Source organism: Sulfitobacter pacificus, from assembly GCF_030159975.1.
Lineage (GTDB): Bacteria > Pseudomonadota > Alphaproteobacteria > Rhodobacterales > Rhodobacteraceae > Sulfitobacter > Sulfitobacter pacificus.
On sequence record NZ_BSNL01000002.1, the window covers coordinates 1 to 17656 of the forward strand.

Consider the following 17656-nt stretch of genomic DNA (forward strand, 5'->3'; position numbering starts at 1 on the left):
GCATACACAATACATTAGATGTACATGACTTGGACGCGTTAGACGTCGCCATCAGGAAAGATGGCGATGTCGCTTGTATCGCAAATACACCTCCGCAATGCCTATCCAGGATAGCGAGAAACAGGGAACATCCTTCCCATATAATGTAAATGCGAAACAAGCTTTGGAGTGCTTTTTTGGTTTGGTGATCATAGCGAGAGCAAAACACCTGGTTCCATCCCGAACCCAGCCGTTAAGTGCCTTAGCGCCGATGGTACTGCGTCTTAAGGCGTGGGAGAGTAGGTCATCGCCAAACCTAATAATCACTCCAAATAACAAAAATATCTCTCTAACGATAAAATTATAACCATATTCAATCATAAAATAGCCGGTAATCCCGGACAAATACATGACGTGACTATGTTCGCGTCGTAATGAAAAAATCCGCTTGACCGGAAACCCGTGATTGCAGATGCCTTGTACACCCCTGGCCTCAATCCAAGCGAGATATTTCATGACTTCCAAGGTAAAAATCGGCGCTGTGGTCATTGGCCGTAACGAAGGTGAGCGTTTGATCAACTGTCTGACCTCCCTGAAAGATGAGGTTGCGCTGGTGGTCTATGTTGACAGCGGATCCACCGATGCCTCCCTTGAAAATGCCACCCGTCTGGGTGCTGAATGTATCCTGTTGGACAAGAGCATTCCCTTTACGGCGGCCCGGGCCAGAAATGCGGGGTTTGAACGGATCATGGACCGGGTTGATCCACCACAGCTGGTTCAGTTTCTGGATGGGGATTGCCGGTTGGAACCGGGATATCTCTCTAAAGCGGTGGCAGAGTTTGAAGGGCAGGACAGGCTTGCGGTTGTAACGGGTTGGCGTGCGGAGATTAACCCGGATGCCAGTGTTTACAATCAGATGTGTGATCATGAATGGCATGGACCTGTTGGCGAAATTTCGGCTTGCGGTGGGGATATGATGGTCAGAACAGCTGCATTTCAACAGGTTGGCGGGTTCAACCCGCAGGTTATTGCCGCTGAAGACGACGAATTTTGCACCCGTTTGCGCAAAGCCGGTTGGAGATTGCGCCGCCTGCCTGAGGCGATGACCCATCATGATGCGCATATGATGCGGTTCAGCCAATGGTGGAGCAGGGCCGTGCGCACCGGGCACGGATTTGAACAGGTGAATGATCTGCATCCCGAATATTTTCAACGGGAGCGCAAAAGAATGTGGATTTATGGCGCTGTTCTGCCTGTTCTGGCTCTGATCGGGGCGCTGTTTTTCTGGCCGCTGCTGGCGCTTGTGCTGCTGCTTTTTACGGTTTCCTATCTGCGCACGGTGCTGGGGCTGATCCGGTCGGGCCTGCCCAGATTGCGGGCCATCCACCATGGTTTCTACTTATTTCTGTCGAAGTTCCCCAATATTGTCGGCGCAGCAACCTATCATAAGCGCAAGCGTAAGGGCGCTGATATGGTGATTATCGAATATAAGTGAGCCTGAAATGAGCAAGAGAACACGTGTTGGCATCATCGGGGCTGGCTATATTTCCGACTGGCATGCGGATGCGATCCAAGCGACGGATCAGGCAGAGCTGACAGCTGTGGTGGATAACAATCTGGCAGCGGCGCAGGAATTCGCAGCACAGCGCGGGATTACCGCCTTTGGTTCTGTTCAAGAGCTTCTTTCAGCCGGGGTCGTGGATGCGGTGCATGTGCTGACCCCGCCGGAGTATCACCGCGCGGTGAGCGAGGAATGTATTGCCGGGGGGCTTCATGTTCTGGTGGAAAAGCCTGTCGCCCTGTCCGCCTCAGATGTTGAAGCGATGGTTTCAGCGGCAGAGGGCGCAGGTGTGCAGTTTGCGGCGGGGCATAACTTCCTTGCGCTTCCGTCTTATCAACGTCTCAAGGCATTGAAAGAAAGTGGAAAACTGGGGCGGGTCTCCACAGCGGAGATTAACTGGTGTTTCCCGCTCGGGCCGTTGCGTTCGGGTCCGTATGGTATTTGGATGATGTGCGAAACCCGCAATCTGTTGCTGGAACTTGGTCCGCATCTCTATGCATTTATGCAGGATCTGTTTGGCGAGATTGAAATCCTGCACCTGCAAACCTCCAAAGAAATTGCATTGCCGGGCGGCGGGACGCGCCCGCAGGGCTGGCGGATTCTGGCGCGGGCAGGGGGCGTTGATGTGACGTTGAACCTTGCTTTGGTGGAAACCTATGATGATCGGTCGGTGGTACTGCGGGGATCCTCTGCCATGGCGCGGCTGGATTATGCCAAGGACAGTCTGGTTGTTGCTGGTGTAAATACCTCTGATCTGGTGCTGAATCCGCTGCGCGATGCCCTGGGGCAAAGTGTCGGGTACCTGCGGGAGGGCGTTGTGAATGCGGCGCGGCAGCTGACCTCGCTTAATCAGAAATCCCCATATGGGCTGAGCTTTCGCGGGATCTGTGATGAGGTATATGGTGCCTTGGGTGCCGCGCGTCAGGTTGATGCGCGGTTCAGCGGTGCCAGTGCCATCAAGGTGATGCGTGCGATCGAGGATACTCTGGCGCTTTTGCCCAAGCCGGTGGTGCATGCGAAACCAACAGGAACGCCAAATCCGACAGCGCTTGTCATTGGTGGCACCGGGTTTATCGGGCGGGCGCTGACCCGGCGTTTGGCCGAAAATGGCACCCATGTGCGTGTGCTGTCGCGCGGTAAGACCGGCCCGTTTGATGATATCGCCGATAAGGTCGAAACCGTTGCGGTTTCGCTGCGCGATGCCGAAGGGCTTGAGGCAGCGATGCAGGGGATCACCCATGTGTATCACCTGGCCAAATCCGAGGATAAAACATGGGCGGCGGCCCTGGAAAACGACGTGGCTGTGACCGAACGGATTGCGCAGGCCGCCCTGAATGCCGGTGTGAAACGCCTGATCTATACCGGGACAATCGCCTCTTACGATCTGTCAGACCCGCAGGTCACCATCACCGAAGCTACTGGTTTCGGCGAGGATATGGAAAGCCGCAATATCTATGCCCGCTCCAAGGCGGAATGCGAGGCGCGGTTGATGAAGATGCACCACGACAAGGGATTGCCGGTGACGATTGCACGGCCCGGCATTGTTGTCGGGGCCGGTGGGCCGCTGCAACATTGGGGCATCGGGCGTTGGCATGGTGCGGGTGCTGTCAAAATCTGGGGTGATGGGCGCAACACCTTACCGTTTGTGCTGATTGACGATGTGGCTGACGGGCTGATCCTGATGGCAGAGCATGACGCAGCCCTAGGCGAGAGTTTTAATCTGATCGGTGAACCCATGTTGTCGGCGCGTGGGTATTTTGATGCGATCCATCAGAAACTGGGTGCGCGGATCAAGGTTTCATCCGGGCCGCTTGGTCTGTTGTATGGCGCGGATGCGGTTAAGTTTTTCCTTAAAACCAAAGTGTTGCGGCGCGGCGGTTTGTCAAAGCCCAGCTTACGTGACTGGAAAAGCCGCGCGCATTATTCACCGTTTGATAACAGCAAACCCAAAGAGATTCTTGGCTGGGCGCCAGAGGATCAAAGGGAGAGTTTCATCAAGGCCGCGATCAGTGATGCCGGGTTGCTAGGGTTCTAATATATCCCGGAAGATATGTTACATAATGCAGATTACGAGGATCACAGCTTGCCCTCGGCCAGCCACTGATCCAGCTGTTTGCGGCTGATTTCAAAATGCATGCTGTCCTCGCGGCGCCATGAGGCCCCCCAGACCCAGCCTTCTGTGCGAAAGAAATCGGCCAGAATGGTCAGGCCCAGCTGCGTTTTGCCATCCCCCAGTGTATCCAGTTTGCCATCAATGTTCAGATCCACCGCCAGGCCAAAGGAATGGGTAGAGATCCTGTCCCTTGTGCCGCGAATGCGCCGCACACAAAGGGCACCTGCGGTATTGATTCTTGCATAGAGATCGGGATCGGTGACGCGCACGTTTTCAAATACACGGGCGAGTGAATCCAGTGCCGGTTGCAGCATGGTTACCCGAATGGGGCCGACACGCTGGGTTTTCAGCTTGGGCTTTAACCTGGGGTTTGTCATCGCCTCACATTTATCGCTTAATACCTCGCGTGGCCTGCCCAGTTTTTGGGCAAGATAGGTGGGCCCGGCGGTTTTCAGGCCTTTGTTCACATTCCTGCGATCCCCGATCACAACAACCTGCGCATAGGCGTCGATGATGTCATTGGTACCGTTGCGCTCAAAAACCTCTGCACCGTCATTCTGCGGCACCTGCCCGCCCAATCCAGTAGTTGGCATCTGGCGTTGGAAGGCGGGACGGTTGCGGACCTCTTGACCTAGGGCGGACATGCCTTCGCGGATGTCTTCCAGACGCAGGCGAATATCCTCAACCTGTTGGTTCAAAACCTCAATTTCAATTCGGGCCTGACTGTCGATGGCCGGGCCCCGGCCGACGTCATTGGTGCCAAGTATCATGGGAATGGTGAACCATAAAATGGGAGCCAGAATAATGGCGACGGCGATGATGATGGCTGGAATGAACCGCATGAATAAGAACTTTCAGAAAATAAATGTCGTAGGCCTGCTAAAGTCTAGGCCAGGCAGGCCGCCGGCGTCAAAACCGTTGTGACCGGTGCCCGTGTCGTATACCTTGACCCTACTATATTTAATGAACCACTTTTTGAAAGGAGGAGATATGTTTTTCCTACGTACCCTCACTGCGGGCTCTATGGCCGCACTGCTGACTTTGGTTGGTCAATCCGCAATGGCCCAGTCCGATCTGACTGCGGATGAAATCAAAGATGCCTTCAATAAGCAAAAGACACGGGGCCTTGTGATCGTGCCCGCAGGCGAGGCGGCGCAAACGTCTGATGCGCAAGCGGAAGTGGCTAAAACAGAAGAATATGTCGCGGTCGAAAAGGCGGATCAGGTCAATGTGAAGATCAGCTTTGACTTTGACAGCGCAGCATTGCGTGATGATGAAAAACCAAAACTGGCCAGCCTTTGTGAAGCGATGAAAGCGGTCGATGTGTCAGTTTTTCAAATCATCGGCCACACGGATAGTTCCGGTGCAGCCAGCTATAATGAAAACCTGTCGCTGCTGCGTGCCCAGGAGGTCAAACGCCATATGGTGGCAAGCTGTGGCATCGACGAGAACCGGTTGCAGGCCATCGGCATGGGGGAAAGTGCACCCTTTGACACCGCTGACCCGCGCAGCGATGCAAACCGCAGGGTTGAGTTTCAGGCGCTTGGGTAAGCGCGTAATGCGCCATGTTGTGCTGACTGGATTGACCTATGAGTGACCCCCGCCCCGGCGATGCGTTTCAAATCGGTGATGTACTGAACAACACCTACCGGATCGAAGCACTTTTGGGGCGCGGCGGCACCTCTGATGTGTACCGTGCGCGCAATGAAATTTCTGGCCGGCTGATTGCTATTAAGGTGCTGAAGGCCGAATTTTCCGGCAATGAGGATTTCCTTGTGCTGATGACTCGCGAAGAGGAAATTCGCGAGATCCGGCATGATGCGATTGTGCGCTATTCCGAAAACCACCGAACCTCTGAAGGTCTGGTCTATCTGGTGATGGACTATATCGATGGGCCCGGCCTTGACGCCAAGCTGCGGGAAGGACCGATGTCTGCGGAGGATCTGTTGGTCCTGTGCAAACGGGTTGGTGAGGGTCTGCGGGTGGCGCACAACCGGTCGATTGTGCACCGCGATCTGTCGCCCGATAACATCATCCTGCGTGACGGTGATCCGGCCAAGGCGGTGGTTATTGATTTTGGTATCGCCAAGGATACCAACCCTGGCGCGGAAACCATTGTCGGGAATGAGTTTGCCGGAAAATACGCCTATGCGGCGCCTGAACAGCTGAGCGGGAATACAGACGCACGGTCTGATATCTATTCGCTGGGTGCGTTGTTGCTGGCCAACTTCCGGGGCAAGAAACCGCAAATCGGGGATAACCCGATGGAGGTTGTGAAAAACAAATCCCTGCCGCTTGATACCTCGGGTGTGCCTGAGCCGCTAAAGGGCCTGTTGGATCGGATGACTGCCCCGTTGCCGGATGCACGGTTCCAATCCATGGATGAAGTTCTGGCGTTTATCGCCAGTGGCGGTGTCGAGGATACGCTGTCGGATGAGACAGTGATTGTTGTCCCGACAAAGACGGCAGAGGAAAAAGCGCCAGAGACGAAACCGACACCCCCCGCCGCACCACCGCCAAAAGCCAAGAAACCGGAAGCGGTCAAACGGACACCGAAAAAAAGCGGTGGCGGGTCTGCGGGCGTAATAGCGGCAGTGGCAGCGGTTGTACTTATTGGCGGCGGTGCGGCGGCATGGTTTGGCGGGTTGTTTGGAACGGGCGAACCCGAGCTTCCAGTGGCCGTACCTTTTGCGCTGGTCATTGCGGATCCTGAAAATGCCCCGGCCACGGCCAGCGGATTTGTTCCCAGTGCCCAGATGCAAGAAACCCTTTCCGCGCGGATCCGTGATCTGGGGGGTGAACCCAGTTTGACGCTGGCCTCAGGTGACATCGCTGAAAGCTGGGCGGCGGATGTTATGACCGTGCTGGACGATGTTGCGGCGCTTGATGACTGGCAGCTGTCGCTGGATGGGAATGAGGCGGCAGTTACCGGCAGTACCACGGATGCGGCATTGTTGGACCGGCTTAGCGCTAAATATCCCGCCGAATGGCCCGGCGCGTTAACAGGAACCTTTGATGTCTCCCTGACGTCGTTGTTTCTGGATGCGGTTGAGGTTGAATATCTGTTGGCGCAATATGCCGATTGTGGCCCGCTGACACAGGCGAGTGATCCCGGACCGGTGGGTTATGGCCCGGAAGATGCCATCCTGATTTCCGGGGCATTGGCAGGGACAGCAACGGTTGACGCCTTGCAGGATGCTATTGAGGATATCGCGGAAGATCGGTTTGTCGTCATTGACGCCGAGGTGCTGAATCCGACGCTTTGTCTGGTGGAGAATTATCTGCCGCAAGCCCCCGCAAGCGAGATCGAGATTGTGTTTACCGAAGGGGTCAGCGGTGCCAATGTGCCTGATGGCCGTTTCCTTGTTGGTCAGAACCCGGTGATCGACCTGATGATCCCTGAAAGCCTGACCACCGGGTACATTTCGGCCTCAATTCTGGATGTTTCCGGGGATGTGTTTCATCTGCTGCCCAATACCGGACGGCCGGACAATTCGGTGGAAACACTGCGTCAGGGCCGCAATGGCAAAGTACCGCTGCGCGTGACATTCGACATGGACAATCAGGAACGTAATGAGGGCGAGCTGGCCTTCACCATTGACGCTTCGTCATTGGGCAAGAGCAAGATTTTAGTGCTGCATTCCTATGCACCCCTATTCCGCCAGATGCGCCCGCGACAGGAATCCGCTGTCGGGTTTACCGAAGCGCTTAGCGAACGCTCTGCCGATGATTTGATTGAGTCGCTGGATACGTGGATTTTCACCATCGCGGATAAATAGGCCGGGTTTCGGACTGTTCCTAGATGATGTCGATGACTGCGGTGGTGATGTTGTCACCCCCGCCGCCAGCAAGGGCAATCTGGATCAGATGATCGCAGATCACCTCAATCGGCTGGGTGCTGAGGGCCTGACGCAGCATGTCAAAGGTCGCATATTTGGTCAGCCCGTCCGAACAGATCAGGAAACGATCGCCGGGGGCAATATCGCCTTTGATCTTTTCCAGCTCCAGTTCTTCACCCACACCTACAGCGCGGGTGATTGCATTGGATTGCGGGTGATGTTCGGCTTCGTCCCAACTCAAATGACCAGCCTCCACAAGGGCGGCAACAACTGAATGATCTGTGGTCAGCATCTCGATTTCACCGTCGCGCAGCCGGTAAAGCCTACTGTCCCCCGCCCAGATCGCGGCAAAATGCCCCTCTGCCAGTAGCAGGGCAACAACAGTGGCACCGATCACATCGAACCCCTGTTCCGCGGCTTCTGCACGGATCAGCCGGTGTGCCTCATGCAATGTGTCGCGCAGCGCTTGCAACCTGTCGCCGGGTTCCAGATCCAAGGGAATGCCCGCGGCCATATCTGCAATTAACCGGCTGGCATAATCGCCAGCAGCGTGCCCGCCCATCCCGTCAGAGACCAGCCAGATGTTCAATTCCGGCAGGGCCAGCATCGCGTCTTCATTCACTTTTCGCTTGAGGCCGACATGGGTCTGTACGGAATAGCGGGTTCGCAGGGTCATGTGATCGGCCTCGCTTCGACCCACAAGGGGGCATTCAAGTCAAAAAGGGCGCGCGATTGATGTGCATCGGGCAAACCGTCACAAACCATAGCGCGGCGCGTGCCATCCACAAGGGTGGTCCACAAACAGGGTTTTGCCATGCCCGCACCGATCAGGCCTGCGGCGAACTCCGGTGCGGTGCCCTGAATATCCGCCTGTGTCAGAACCAGCGCATTTCCGGCACGCCGCAGCGGGGCAAATGTATGTGTCGCAGGGGCGGGAATGGCCACCAAGGCTGCCGCTAGTCGGTCGCGGTCCATACCGTCATCAAGGCAGGAAAGGGCGAGATCTTCCAAGGCTTCAAAGGTTTTATCCTGAGTCAGGTGATCAAGCGCGGATGGTCCTTCGTGATCGATGGGTGCCATCAGGGCCAAGGGGAACCGCCGCCCGACACGGTCGACCGAGGGCATCAGAATGCCCAGAACCTTGCCAGCCCCTGCCACCCCGGGTGACAGGGTAAAGCGCCAGATCGGGGCAGACATATATTGATCATCCCAAGCCCCGCCACCGGATTGCGCCGCCGTCATCATCGCACCCTGCAACCAGTCATCCCACACCCTGACAAACCCCTGTGGGGCATTAAGGTGAAAGAAATCGCCCAAGGCGGGCATCTTTCCAAAGGCGCCGAAACCCTGCCCCATCAGAACGTCTTGGGGCAGCTGAATTTGGTGAGCGCAGGGAGTGCGAATGGGTTGATAACAGATCCTGACTGTAGTTGAAAAATTGCGATGCGGCCCGAAACATTAAAGATTACGCGTTTGCGGTCCGAGACATTTGTGCGCCGGATTTCAGCGGCATCCAAAAGGCGGAACCATGCCCATGGGCCATCTTTGGCCAGTTGGCTTTCACCATTGCTGAGACCCGGTTGAAACACCACGCCCGCCAGCCCAACCGAACCGGGCCATGTAATGGCAACGGGCGTGTTGTTGGGACGTCTGGTTTCAAACAGCACGTTCTGCGAACCGATGGTCAATTGAACCGACTGTGCCTTGGGGTCCAATGCTTCTGGCGTGATCTGGAAATTGACCTGTGGGGTGGGCGCACCCGCAAAAAACGCATCGCGGATTTCGGCGGCATATTGCATCTGTTGCAACACCGCTGGAGAAATCCCAAGATCAACGTCATTGACCTTTTTCCACGCCCATGGCCGCGCGCCAGTATCAACAAATTTGGCCAGATTTTCACCAAAGAAGACATCGATCATACCGCCGGGTGCAAATATCTTTTGAAAGTCTGACATCGACACATCCGCCCGTGCACGGCGGTTAAACGGATAGCGGTTTTCCAATGCTTGCGTACAGAACGGCAGCACCGAGGATTGCCATTTGGCATTGATCGACGACCTGGTGCCATCGGCGGTGATCCCGGTTGAGCTGCTGGTGATCTGGCTTGCCCAGCGTTCCAGCGGGCCGGGAATGCGGCTGGCCATTTGCTGAAACCGCTGTGTCGCCGTGCCACCATCAACCGCGGTGGCCGCAACGCCGCTGAAGGACATCTTGTTCAGCTCCTGATAGACTTCCTGCAATGTGCCGACCAGAAGATCAAGCTGGCTGTCCTGCCCTTCGGGGCGTTCCACCAAGGTGTGCAGCCATTCAAAACGGTCCTCGACATAAGACCCCGGCGGCTTTGCCGGAGACCCGTCAGCCTGTGCCTGCGCCGAGTTTTGCAAGGCACTCAGCAGGATTTCGCCCTGAATGCTGAGGTTGGAACGCGCTTCAAGCTGGGCAATCCGCCCGACACCTTCGGCTACCTCATCCCCGCCCAAAATGCCCCCGCGTGGCGCGGTCAGTTTGGTTTCCTTGGATATTTCCGTCAGGATATTCACAATCGGCGAGGTGGGACCCGACAAGACATTGGTCACCTCAACCGCATGGCTGAGGGATTCCAGTGGGATTACGTCAATATCGCCTAGGATCGCGTCATAGCGCGCAATGTAATCGTTATAGTACAGATCCAGCACGTCCCGGCTGAGGGCGGTAAGCGCGGCATCGGTCTGCTCTGCCTCGCCGCGAGGGCCAAGCACCCAGCTGTCACCCTGAATGCGCTTCGCAACACCCAGAGCTTCACCCAGAAAGACGTCGTTGAACCCGTCATAGGTAAAGATCCCCTCGACCCCCTGGTTCAGTGCCTTGCCGGAAGAACGGACCAGAACACGGGTAACCGCTGGACCGCCCGCTTCGGTGATGCGCCATTCTGGCAGGCTGGTGGCGGAGGGGCTGTTGATGATGCCATTATACACGCGCTGCGCCAGTGGCATTTCCGACAGGATGCCCTGCACCTGTTCAACCAGCGGACCGTTCAACGCGATTTTCTCCATCGGCTGGGACAGCATGGCATCGAGGTGGAACGCAAGATCATCCCGCAGTCCGGCGCGGTTGGCGCCGGCGTAGGTGATAGACCAGTCGATATCCATCCATTCCTGCACCAGCTCGCTGTTCATTGGCCCCTCAAGACCCAGCATCAGATAAATTTTCAACGCCTCATAAAGCAGATCAGGGTTGTTCACATTGCCGGTAATCTGTTCCTCAAGCCGCAGCAAAAGACGCGGCAGGAAACGTTGATTGAGGGCAGAACGGTAGGTTTGTGCGGCCTGTGTGCCGATCACTTCGCCCTGATAGAGACCATAGGTCAGCCGTCCTTCGGGGTCGGGATCACCAAGCGCGGGGTTGGTCGGCATGTCACGCAGGATGTTCAGCGCATCGACCACAGGCGGCAGATCAGTGTCACCCAAGGGGCTGCCGGGCAAGGTCGAGCTGACCTGTTGATAGCTGTCCACATAGGTGGACGCCTGTTCGATCAGCTCCTGATTACCCAGATAGCTGCGGGTGAACAGGGTGCCGGTCAGAAGGGCCACAAGAACAGTGGCCGCAATGGCCGCACGTTTGGTCCAGCGGTAGCGGCGCTCGACCTTGTCATCGGCAGAGACAAGACCGGCCTCGGGGAAAATCACCTGTTCAAACAGGCGGGTCAGGAAATAGGAACGCCCCTGCCCCTGCCCTGTACCAATCGCCTGACGACCAATGCCAAAGGTCCGCGCCATACCCAGCATCAGGCGGTCAATCGGCGTGCCTTCCTGTGTACCGGAGGTGAAGTAGATGCCGCGCAGCATGTGGCGCTGTTCATAGCGGTTGTCCTGAAACACCTCAGACAGAAAATTATGCGCAACCGTGCGCATGGAGGCGACCTGACTAGGGAAGCCGGCAACAAGGGACCGGCGTTGCGGATCAATCTCTGTCTGCATCCGTTCCAGCGATTGCGCGTTAAGCTGACCCAATAACAGACCAAATTCCGCATCAAAGGCGGCAACCGGTGAAACCTCGCCCTTGGAGCTGTCCAGCGGCAGGGTGAAGCCCCAGACCTGTTCGCGGTCTTCCTTGCCCAGATTGTCGTAAAACTCGGAAAAACCGGCGATCAGATCGGCCTTGGTAAACAGAACATAAACCGGGAAACGCACCCCCAGTTTCTCGCGCAGCTCATTCAGACGGCGGCGTACGGCCAAGGCGTGACCAGCCTGTGTAACCTCATCCTGTTGCAACAGATCACTTAGGGAAATCGCAATCATCGCCCCGTTGATCGGTTGGCGTTTGCGATATTTCTTGAGCAGGCCGAGAAAGCCGATCCAGCCTGCATTGTCGGTTTCCTGGTCACTTTCCTGCGTCGTATAACGCCCGGCGGTGTCAATCAGCACCGCGTCATTGGTGAACCACCAGTCGCAATTCCGCGTGCCGCCCACACCACCAATGGCGGTTTTGCCCATACTATCCGCCAGCGGGAATTTCAGGCCGGAATTGACAATCGCCGTTGTTTTACCGGCACCTGGCGGGCCGATCATCACATACCATGGCAATTCGTTCAGATGCTTGCGCCCGTTGCCGGATTTGCGCAATTCCGCCATTGCAGTTTTCAGCTTGTCGCGCAGTTCGCCCAGTTCGGCGGCGGTGACATCATCACCGGCATCGTCCATCTGTTCGGCGATTTCCTCGGTCATCGCCTTTTCCTTGCGTCGACGGCGCAAGAAGATGAACAGGCCAAGGCCAAAGAAGAAGAACCAGATGCCACCTATGAAAATGACCCGCGATTTGACGCTGTCGAAAGGATGCCAGGTTTCGCTGCCGATAAACGGGGCGAGGAACCAGACGGCCAGAGACAAGGCGGCGGCCACGAGGATCAGGATCGTATAGATCGACCTGAACATCATGACAAAGAAGCGGCGGACGTACATTATTGGGTCTCCTGCACAAGCAACACTTCGATGCGGCGGTTTGTGGCCCGCCCTTCACGTGTGCCATTGTCAGCGATGGGTTCTTTTTCGGCGCGCCCCTCTGCGGTCAGCCGGTCCTTGTCTTCGATGGTTTTCGCCATCGAGGCCATCACAGATTTGGCCCGCGCAAGGCTAAGATGCATGTTGGACGGGAAACGCGAGGATTTGATCGGTACATTGTCCGAATGGCCGGTGATGATCACCGGACCCGGTTCATCATTCAGGGCAACCGCCACCCGCGCGATGGGTTCGACAAATTTATCTGTCAGCGTGTCCGACCCCGAGCCAAACATGTTGGACCCGGCGATGCGAATGACCAACGTGTTGCCTTTTTGAAAGACGTTGACGATACCCTCGTCGATTTCCTTTTGTAGGAAGGTCACGACCTTTTTCAGCCGAACTTCTTCGGAAGAGGCCGGCGGGGTTGGCGGCGGCGGCGGCGCGCGGCGTTGCAGTTCGGCAACCGGGCCACTGTCGATGACCGAAAGCTGCCCAATCAACCGTTCGGTTTGCGTGCCCAGAAGATAGGAAAATCCAGTGAATTGCAGGGCAAGAAGCGCGGCAGTCACACCAAGGGCGATCCAGACCAGACGCCATGCGGAGAGCACCTTGAACGGTTTGTTCTCGCCTTCCCAATGGGGAGAGAGGTCGCGTTCGACATCACCGCGTTGCCCTCGAATGATCCGCGCCAGCCCTTGCCGGATTTGCAGATGTTTGTCTGATCCGCCCTGCTCAACGCGCAAACGCCCCTCGAAACCCAGTGACAGGCACATGTAGATGAATTCAAGCACATCAAGGTTGCTACCCGGCTCTTTCTCAAGCCGCGCCAGCAGGTCGTAAAACCGATCACCCCCCACGGTTTCGCGGTGGAAGGTGCCCACCATGGATTGCAAGCCCCAGCTGGATTGCCCACCCCAAGGGGTGTTCAGCACCACATCATCCAAAGTCGCACAGAGCGAATAACGCGCAATCTTTACCGTTTGCGCAGGCACGCCCGCCTGCAAGGCGCGGTTTTCAAATGCCCGTACCTCTGCAACCACCGAGGAGCGCAGCTTGTCCGGGTCCATATGTTGCGCACGGTTGCGAATCCGGCTGATCAGCGAAAACAGCGGTGCTGCACAGGCGGTCAGCTGGTTCATGCCGGTATGGACCATTTCGGTCTCTTGGGCACCGTCGCGTTTGGTGGCTTGTGGGGCGGCGGCCGCAGCTGGAATCCCCATGGAACCTGTCGGCTGGGCGGGTGCGGCCATCGGTTCGGCCATCACTGCCGCGCTGGCTGGTGGTGTTGCGGCGGTGCGCCGCCCGCCCGGATTGGGACGGATCACCGTCTTGTCTGTATCCTCGGGTTCTGCAAACGGGTCGTCGGATGACATGGCTTGCCCCTTTTCCTAATTCTACGAGTTACGAATCGCCCAAAGTTCCATGTTCAGGCCGGGGTATTGACCTGAAACATGCACAGCGATGCCGCCTGACGTTGTCATTTTGCCCCAATACGGGCTGTCAGCGGCCAGTTCAAAATACACAACACCTGCATGATAGGGGATCTGACGCGGCGCGACTGGCATCGGACGCAGCGTGATCCCCGGCAGGGCAGAGTTGACCAATTGGCGGATTTCTTCGACCGGCCCGATCTTGGCCTGCCCCGCGAAATGGCGGCGCACGTCTTCGGCGGGAATCTCTGCCTGAACGGCGAGGACAAAACCCGCGGTGCTGATCAGCTTGCGATCTGAAATAACGCCAACGCTGACGCCATATTTGCGCGCCTCTAGCGGGATCGAAATCGCGGTCTGTTCCAGAACAGAACTGAGGTATTGCCGCAAGGTGCGGATCACCGGCGCAAAGCTGATCGAGAGGTTATCATGTTGATAGGGCGGAAATTCAGGGGGCTGTTTATTGGTGGTCATAAAGACCGACAATTCGCCCGCCAGCGCCACACAATGACGATAAGCATCTTCAGGGTGCAGATTTTCCAGTGTGGTCAGATGACGAAACACCGGAATCATCCGGTTGATTACAGTCAGCAGAAGGAAATCAGACACTTCGGCCACAGCTTTTGCCGCCCCCCCTTCGGAGAGGCGCCCGGCAAGGGCGGTCATGCGATGTGACAACAATCCCTCAACTTCGCGAATGAACCCTTCCAGCGGCGGCGCCGCGCGCAGGTCGATACAGCTGGGGATGAAACTGCGGTCCAGAATGATCTCTTTGTCGGGACGCACTTCGATGATCCGCGCAATCGGGATCGCCAGCATATCGGCCAGTTCGTCCACCGCCAGTGCAAATTGCAAACGCATCTTGCCTACACCGATGGTGACCGGTTTCTGATCATGCCCCATGGTGTCAGTGATCTCCAGCTCGGCAGGGCGCAACCGGCTGACCGATTGTTCCGCGCCGGTCAGATCCACCTCAACGGCGCCTTGGCGGCGCTGCGGCACTGTCAGGTAAACCACGCAATCCTTGATCGTTTCCGGCACTTCCAGCGCGGGCGGGTGATCTTCGGTTTGTGGTACGCGAAAGACCATGCCGTCATGGGTCAGACCCGAACAGCCCTTAAGCGCGAACTGCCCGACCTTGAGCACTTCCTCGTCAATCTCAAGCGCATTAACACCCCAGCCATAAGGCCGGATACGACGCGCCAGCCCTGCAATCAGCGCTTCTTTGTGGCGATCTGCCTGTTGGAAATGGTGGGGTTGCAAAAACAACCCCTCCGTCCAAAGCACTTTACTGTCCCAGGACACATAATTCTCCCTGTGCCGTCCGCCCCGTGTCGAGGCCGGATTATTTTAACTTTTCGAGCTGGTCTTTATATGCCCGCGCAAATTCGCGGCTGAACAGTTCGTGAAAATCATTCTCGGCCTGATCTGCGATCTGGCCATACATTTTTTCGTAGGTTTCCCAATAGCGCGCCTTCTTGCCCTTCAAAAGTGAGCTAAAGCTGCCACCGGATTCAATTTGCGCCCCCAAGACTTCGGGGTCAAGTTTTGCCAAAATGCCTTTCAGCGCGGCTTCCATTCCGGTGACCATGGCCACCTCATGCGCCTTGATGTCATTCAGCGCCTGTTCGGTTGCCGTCTCAGAGCCAAGATAACCGCGCGACTTTGGCTTGATCAAAGCCTCAATCGCCTGATCCGCGCTGATCGAGAATTTCAGCGGGTTGTTGCCACCAGAGCTGATCATCGTTTGCTCAATACGAAATTCGGATTTGATTGAGGTACGCGTCATCAGGATCTCGCGCAGGCCGGTGATCATCGTGCGCATCACCCGTCCCATGCGCCCCATCGAGGTGTGCAAATCCTCATCCGGTATCTCAAGTCCCTCCACGTCCAGCGCATCGAAGAACGCGCGCGCCGCACCCTGATCACCGGCCGCGATGGCCTGTTTTTCGGTTCTTTCGGTGGTCGCGGGGGCGGCTGTTGTCTCGTCCTTGTCCGCAGTCGGGGGTTTTGTCGGATCAGGGGCCGCCTGTTTGGCAGGTTTAGCCGGTGCCTTGGGGGCAATCGGTTTCTGGGTTGTGACCGGCTCTGGTTCCGGCGCGGGCTTCGGTGCGGGTTCCGCCTCCGGCGTGGAGGGTGACAAAAGGTCATCATCCCAATCGTCGGGAATAACCGCAGGGCCGCTGGAATGTGACGGGCGAAAGCTGTCGCTGGCGCTGGCGTTATGCATGGCCTGACTTGGCCCCAGATCGTCGTTCAACCCATCAGAAGGTTTGGCGAAAAACGGATCTTCCTCCTCTCCCAAAGGCGGCAGAAGATCATCAATGGGATCTGCTGTGTTGATCTGGCTTGGCCCTTTGGGCCCTTCGGGAGACCCCAGCAGGTCATCCAGAAAATCCCCGCCCGGCCCCACATCATCCAACAGGTCCAGAGGATCGGGTGCGTTATCCGCCTGCCCGTGTGAAACCTGGCTATGCCCTACCGGATCGGGGATCGGTGCGGCAGCTGCCTCGGTGATCTCAACCAGCAGCTCATAGCTGCCCACTGACAGGATATCGCCGTTGTTGATCGGTGTCGGGATGCGCCCCAGCGGCGTTTTGGAATAATTCAGAAAGGTGCCATTGGTGGAAAAATCGACCAGCACAACATTGCCATTGTGATCTTCGATTACACAGTGGCTTTTGGACAGCTGGCGTTCGGGATCAGGCAAGACGATGTCATTGGCCGGACCACGCCCGATGCTAAGCGATCCACCCGTGGGCATCTGCATTGGGCCGACATCACCCGGCATGGTGCCAGAAGACTGGAAAGAAAGTTTAACCGGCATACCTGACGCTAACCTCCGATCAGGACAGTGGGGCAGCACGGTGGTATCATCATGCCCCCGCAAGCGACGTTATCGGTAACCCGCGCCGCCGGCAGAAAATTAATCAGAACGGTTGCTGACCCTTTGACAATAGGATGTGGCACACCAAGCGGCGACATATCCGTCATGCGGGCTGCGGGCAGATAGTTGATCAAGACGCTTGGACAACAGGGCGTTAAAATCGGCATGGGCACACCGGGGGGCGGAACAGGCGGCGCGGGGGGCGGTGCGGGCATCAAGCACAAGTGCATATCGGTCATGCGGGCGGCGGGTAATGTCATTGTGTCGCCTCCTTCATCTTGTCCTTGTTCTCCATCCGGCCGTTTCCGCCACGTGCAATATCAACCGCGCGGTCAATCAGCATTTGGCCATACTCCTCAAACCTATCAGAGTTTTTGTCTAACGCCACGATATTCATAGCAAAGGCACTGGTTTCCGCAGCCCCTGCAGGTGCAGGGTATTCCGCCAGATCCGCAGGCCCCAAGGTGCCATCGGAATAAACAACCGAGAGGGCAATGTTGACCGTGTCATCGTCGATATAGGCCTCGTCCATCGACAGTCGGGCGCGCTCGCGGTTTTCCTCTGTCGGTTTGAACACCCAGTCTTCCGAAGCCGCCAATGATTTCGGATCGTTTTCCGATTTTGGCCCGACATAATCCCGCGCGGCCATACAGGCCCACCAGACCCGTTCGCGCGGTGGCAGCACGATCGACAACAGGCGGATGATGTCGATCATTGCGCCTTTCTCGTCCAGCTCTTCCAGCACCACATCCGGCAGGGCCGCGACAGGGGCGGAAATAGGTGTTTCGAGCCGCGTGTTCGCCATGGACAGCAATTTTGCCGCCGGCTCTTTCGGCACTTTCACCATATTTGTGAATCGATTTCCCATCAT

The 17656-nt window shown here is 56.8% G+C and carries 13 protein-coding genes and 1 rRNA gene; 5 read left to right on the plus strand and 9 right to left on the minus strand.

Annotated features, from left to right (window positions below; genetic code table 11):
- The first annotated feature begins 180 nt into the window (after positions 1 to 180).
- From rrf to QQL78_RS17745, 3 genes are all read left to right on the plus strand, one after another.
- Positions 181 to 295 (plus strand): 5S ribosomal RNA (rrf, locus tag QQL78_RS17735).
- Between the two features lie 198 nt (positions 296 to 493).
- On the plus strand, positions 494 to 1474 hold the full coding sequence (locus tag QQL78_RS17740; RefSeq protein ID WP_284375658.1) for a glycosyltransferase family 2 protein: 981 nt from the start codon (positions 494 to 496) through the stop codon (positions 1472 to 1474).
- 7 nt (positions 1475 to 1481) lie between these two features.
- Positions 1482 to 3575 (plus strand): NAD-dependent epimerase/dehydratase family protein, encoded by a 2094-nt coding sequence (locus QQL78_RS17745; RefSeq protein WP_284375660.1) that lies wholly within the window; start codon positions 1482 to 1484, stop codon positions 3573 to 3575.
- A 41-nt stretch (positions 3576 to 3616) separates the two neighbouring features.
- Here the strand turns inward: QQL78_RS17745 and QQL78_RS17750 are convergent, their stop codons facing one another.
- A complete protein-coding gene (locus tag QQL78_RS17750; RefSeq protein WP_284375662.1) occupies positions 3617 to 4495 on the minus strand; it encodes a M15 family metallopeptidase in 879 nt (292 codons plus the stop codon).
- 148 nt (positions 4496 to 4643) lie between these two features.
- On the opposite strand from QQL78_RS17750, the gene QQL78_RS17755 reads away from it, so the two are divergent.
- Positions 4644 to 5204 carry an OmpA family protein gene (locus QQL78_RS17755; RefSeq protein ID WP_284375664.1) on the plus strand — a complete coding sequence of 187 codons (561 nt, stop codon included), beginning with the start codon at positions 4644 to 4646 and terminating at the stop codon, positions 5202 to 5204.
- A gap of 38 nt (positions 5205 to 5242) precedes the next feature.
- Positions 5243 to 7432 (plus strand): serine/threonine-protein kinase, encoded by a 2190-nt coding sequence (locus tag QQL78_RS17760; RefSeq protein WP_284375666.1) that lies wholly within the window; start codon positions 5243 to 5245, stop codon positions 7430 to 7432.
- A gap of 19 nt (positions 7433 to 7451) precedes the next feature.
- On the opposite strand, the gene QQL78_RS17765 is transcribed toward QQL78_RS17760, so the two are convergent.
- Genes QQL78_RS17765 through QQL78_RS17800 form a run of 8 tightly spaced genes read right to left on the minus strand, consistent with a single transcriptional unit; the run spans position 7452 to position 17653 of the window.
- Positions 7452 to 8168 (minus strand): PP2C family protein-serine/threonine phosphatase, encoded by a 717-nt coding sequence (locus QQL78_RS17765; protein WP_284375668.1) that lies wholly within the window; start codon positions 8166 to 8168, stop codon positions 7452 to 7454.
- Positions 8165 to 8848 (minus strand): type VI secretion system-associated protein TagF, encoded by a 684-nt coding sequence (tagF, locus tag QQL78_RS17770; RefSeq protein WP_284375670.1) that lies wholly within the window; start codon positions 8846 to 8848, stop codon positions 8165 to 8167. The genes QQL78_RS17765 and tagF overlap by 4 nt, the downstream gene beginning before the upstream one ends.
- The gene (tssM, locus tag QQL78_RS17775; protein WP_284375672.1) at positions 8848 to 12429 is read right to left on the minus strand and encodes a type VI secretion system membrane subunit TssM; all 3582 of its coding nucleotides are present in this window, start codon (positions 12427 to 12429) and stop codon (positions 8848 to 8850) included. The genes tagF and tssM overlap by 1 nt, the downstream gene beginning before the upstream one ends.
- Positions 12429 to 13841, minus strand: coding sequence for a type IVB secretion system protein IcmH/DotU (icmH, locus tag QQL78_RS17780; protein ID WP_284375674.1), 1413 nt, complete (start codon positions 13839 to 13841; stop codon positions 12429 to 12431). The genes tssM and icmH overlap by 1 nt, the downstream gene beginning before the upstream one ends.
- Before the next feature lie 21 nt (positions 13842 to 13862).
- Positions 13863 to 15203 carry a type VI secretion system baseplate subunit TssK gene (gene tssK / locus QQL78_RS17785; RefSeq protein ID WP_284375675.1) on the minus strand — a complete coding sequence of 447 codons (1341 nt, stop codon included), beginning with the start codon at positions 15201 to 15203 and terminating at the stop codon, positions 13863 to 13865.
- Positions 15204 to 15243: 40 nt separating this feature from the next.
- Positions 15244 to 16725 (minus strand): type VI secretion system-associated FHA domain protein TagH, encoded by a 1482-nt coding sequence (gene tagH / locus QQL78_RS17790; RefSeq protein WP_284375677.1) that lies wholly within the window; start codon positions 16723 to 16725, stop codon positions 15244 to 15246.
- A gap of 8 nt (positions 16726 to 16733) precedes the next feature.
- Positions 16734 to 17045: a PAAR domain-containing protein gene (locus tag QQL78_RS17795; RefSeq protein ID WP_348540766.1), complete on the minus strand. Its 312-nt coding sequence runs from the start codon at positions 17043 to 17045 to the stop codon at positions 16734 to 16736.
- Positions 17042 to 17653 carry a DUF6931 family protein gene (locus tag QQL78_RS17800; protein ID WP_284375679.1) on the minus strand — a complete coding sequence of 204 codons (612 nt, stop codon included), beginning with the start codon at positions 17651 to 17653 and terminating at the stop codon, positions 17042 to 17044. Before QQL78_RS17800 ends, QQL78_RS17795 begins: the two co-directional genes overlap by 4 nt.
- Positions 17654 to 17656: the final 3 nt, after the last annotated feature.

Bases quoted from the DNA above. Each gene is read 5' to 3' on its own strand.
- QQL78_RS17740 (WP_284375658.1), top strand. From the start codon at position 494: ATGACTTCCAAGGTAAAAATCGGCGCTGTGGTCATTGGCCGTAACGAA.
- QQL78_RS17745 (WP_284375660.1), top strand. From the start codon at position 1,482: ATGAGCAAGAGAACACGTGTTGGCATCATCGGGGCTGGCTATATTTCC.
- QQL78_RS17750 (WP_284375662.1), bottom strand. From the start codon at position 4,495: ATGCGGTTCATTCCAGCCATCATCATCGCCGTCGCCATTATTCTGGCT.
- QQL78_RS17755 (WP_284375664.1), top strand. From the start codon at position 4,644: ATGTTTTTCCTACGTACCCTCACTGCGGGCTCTATGGCCGCACTGCTG.
- QQL78_RS17760 (WP_284375666.1), top strand. From the start codon at position 5,243: ATGAGTGACCCCCGCCCCGGCGATGCGTTTCAAATCGGTGATGTACTG.
- QQL78_RS17765 (WP_284375668.1), bottom strand. From the start codon at position 8,168: ATGACCCTGCGAACCCGCTATTCCGTACAGACCCATGTCGGCCTCAAG.
- tagF (WP_284375670.1), bottom strand. From the start codon at position 8,848: ATGGGGCAGGGTTTCGGCGCCTTTGGAAAGATGCCCGCCTTGGGCGAT.
- tssM (WP_284375672.1), bottom strand. From the start codon at position 12,429: ATGTACGTCCGCCGCTTCTTTGTCATGATGTTCAGGTCGATCTATACG.
- icmH (WP_284375674.1), bottom strand. From the start codon at position 13,841: ATGTCATCCGACGACCCGTTTGCAGAACCCGAGGATACAGACAAGACG.
- tagH (WP_284375677.1), bottom strand. From the start codon at position 16,725: ATGCCGGTTAAACTTTCTTTCCAGTCTTCTGGCACCATGCCGGGTGAT.
- QQL78_RS17795 (WP_348540766.1), bottom strand. From the start codon at position 17,045: ATGACATTACCCGCCGCCCGCATGACCGATATGCACTTGTGCTTGATG.
- QQL78_RS17800 (WP_284375679.1), bottom strand. From the start codon at position 17,653: ATGGGAAATCGATTCACAAATATGGTGAAAGTGCCGAAAGAGCCGGCG.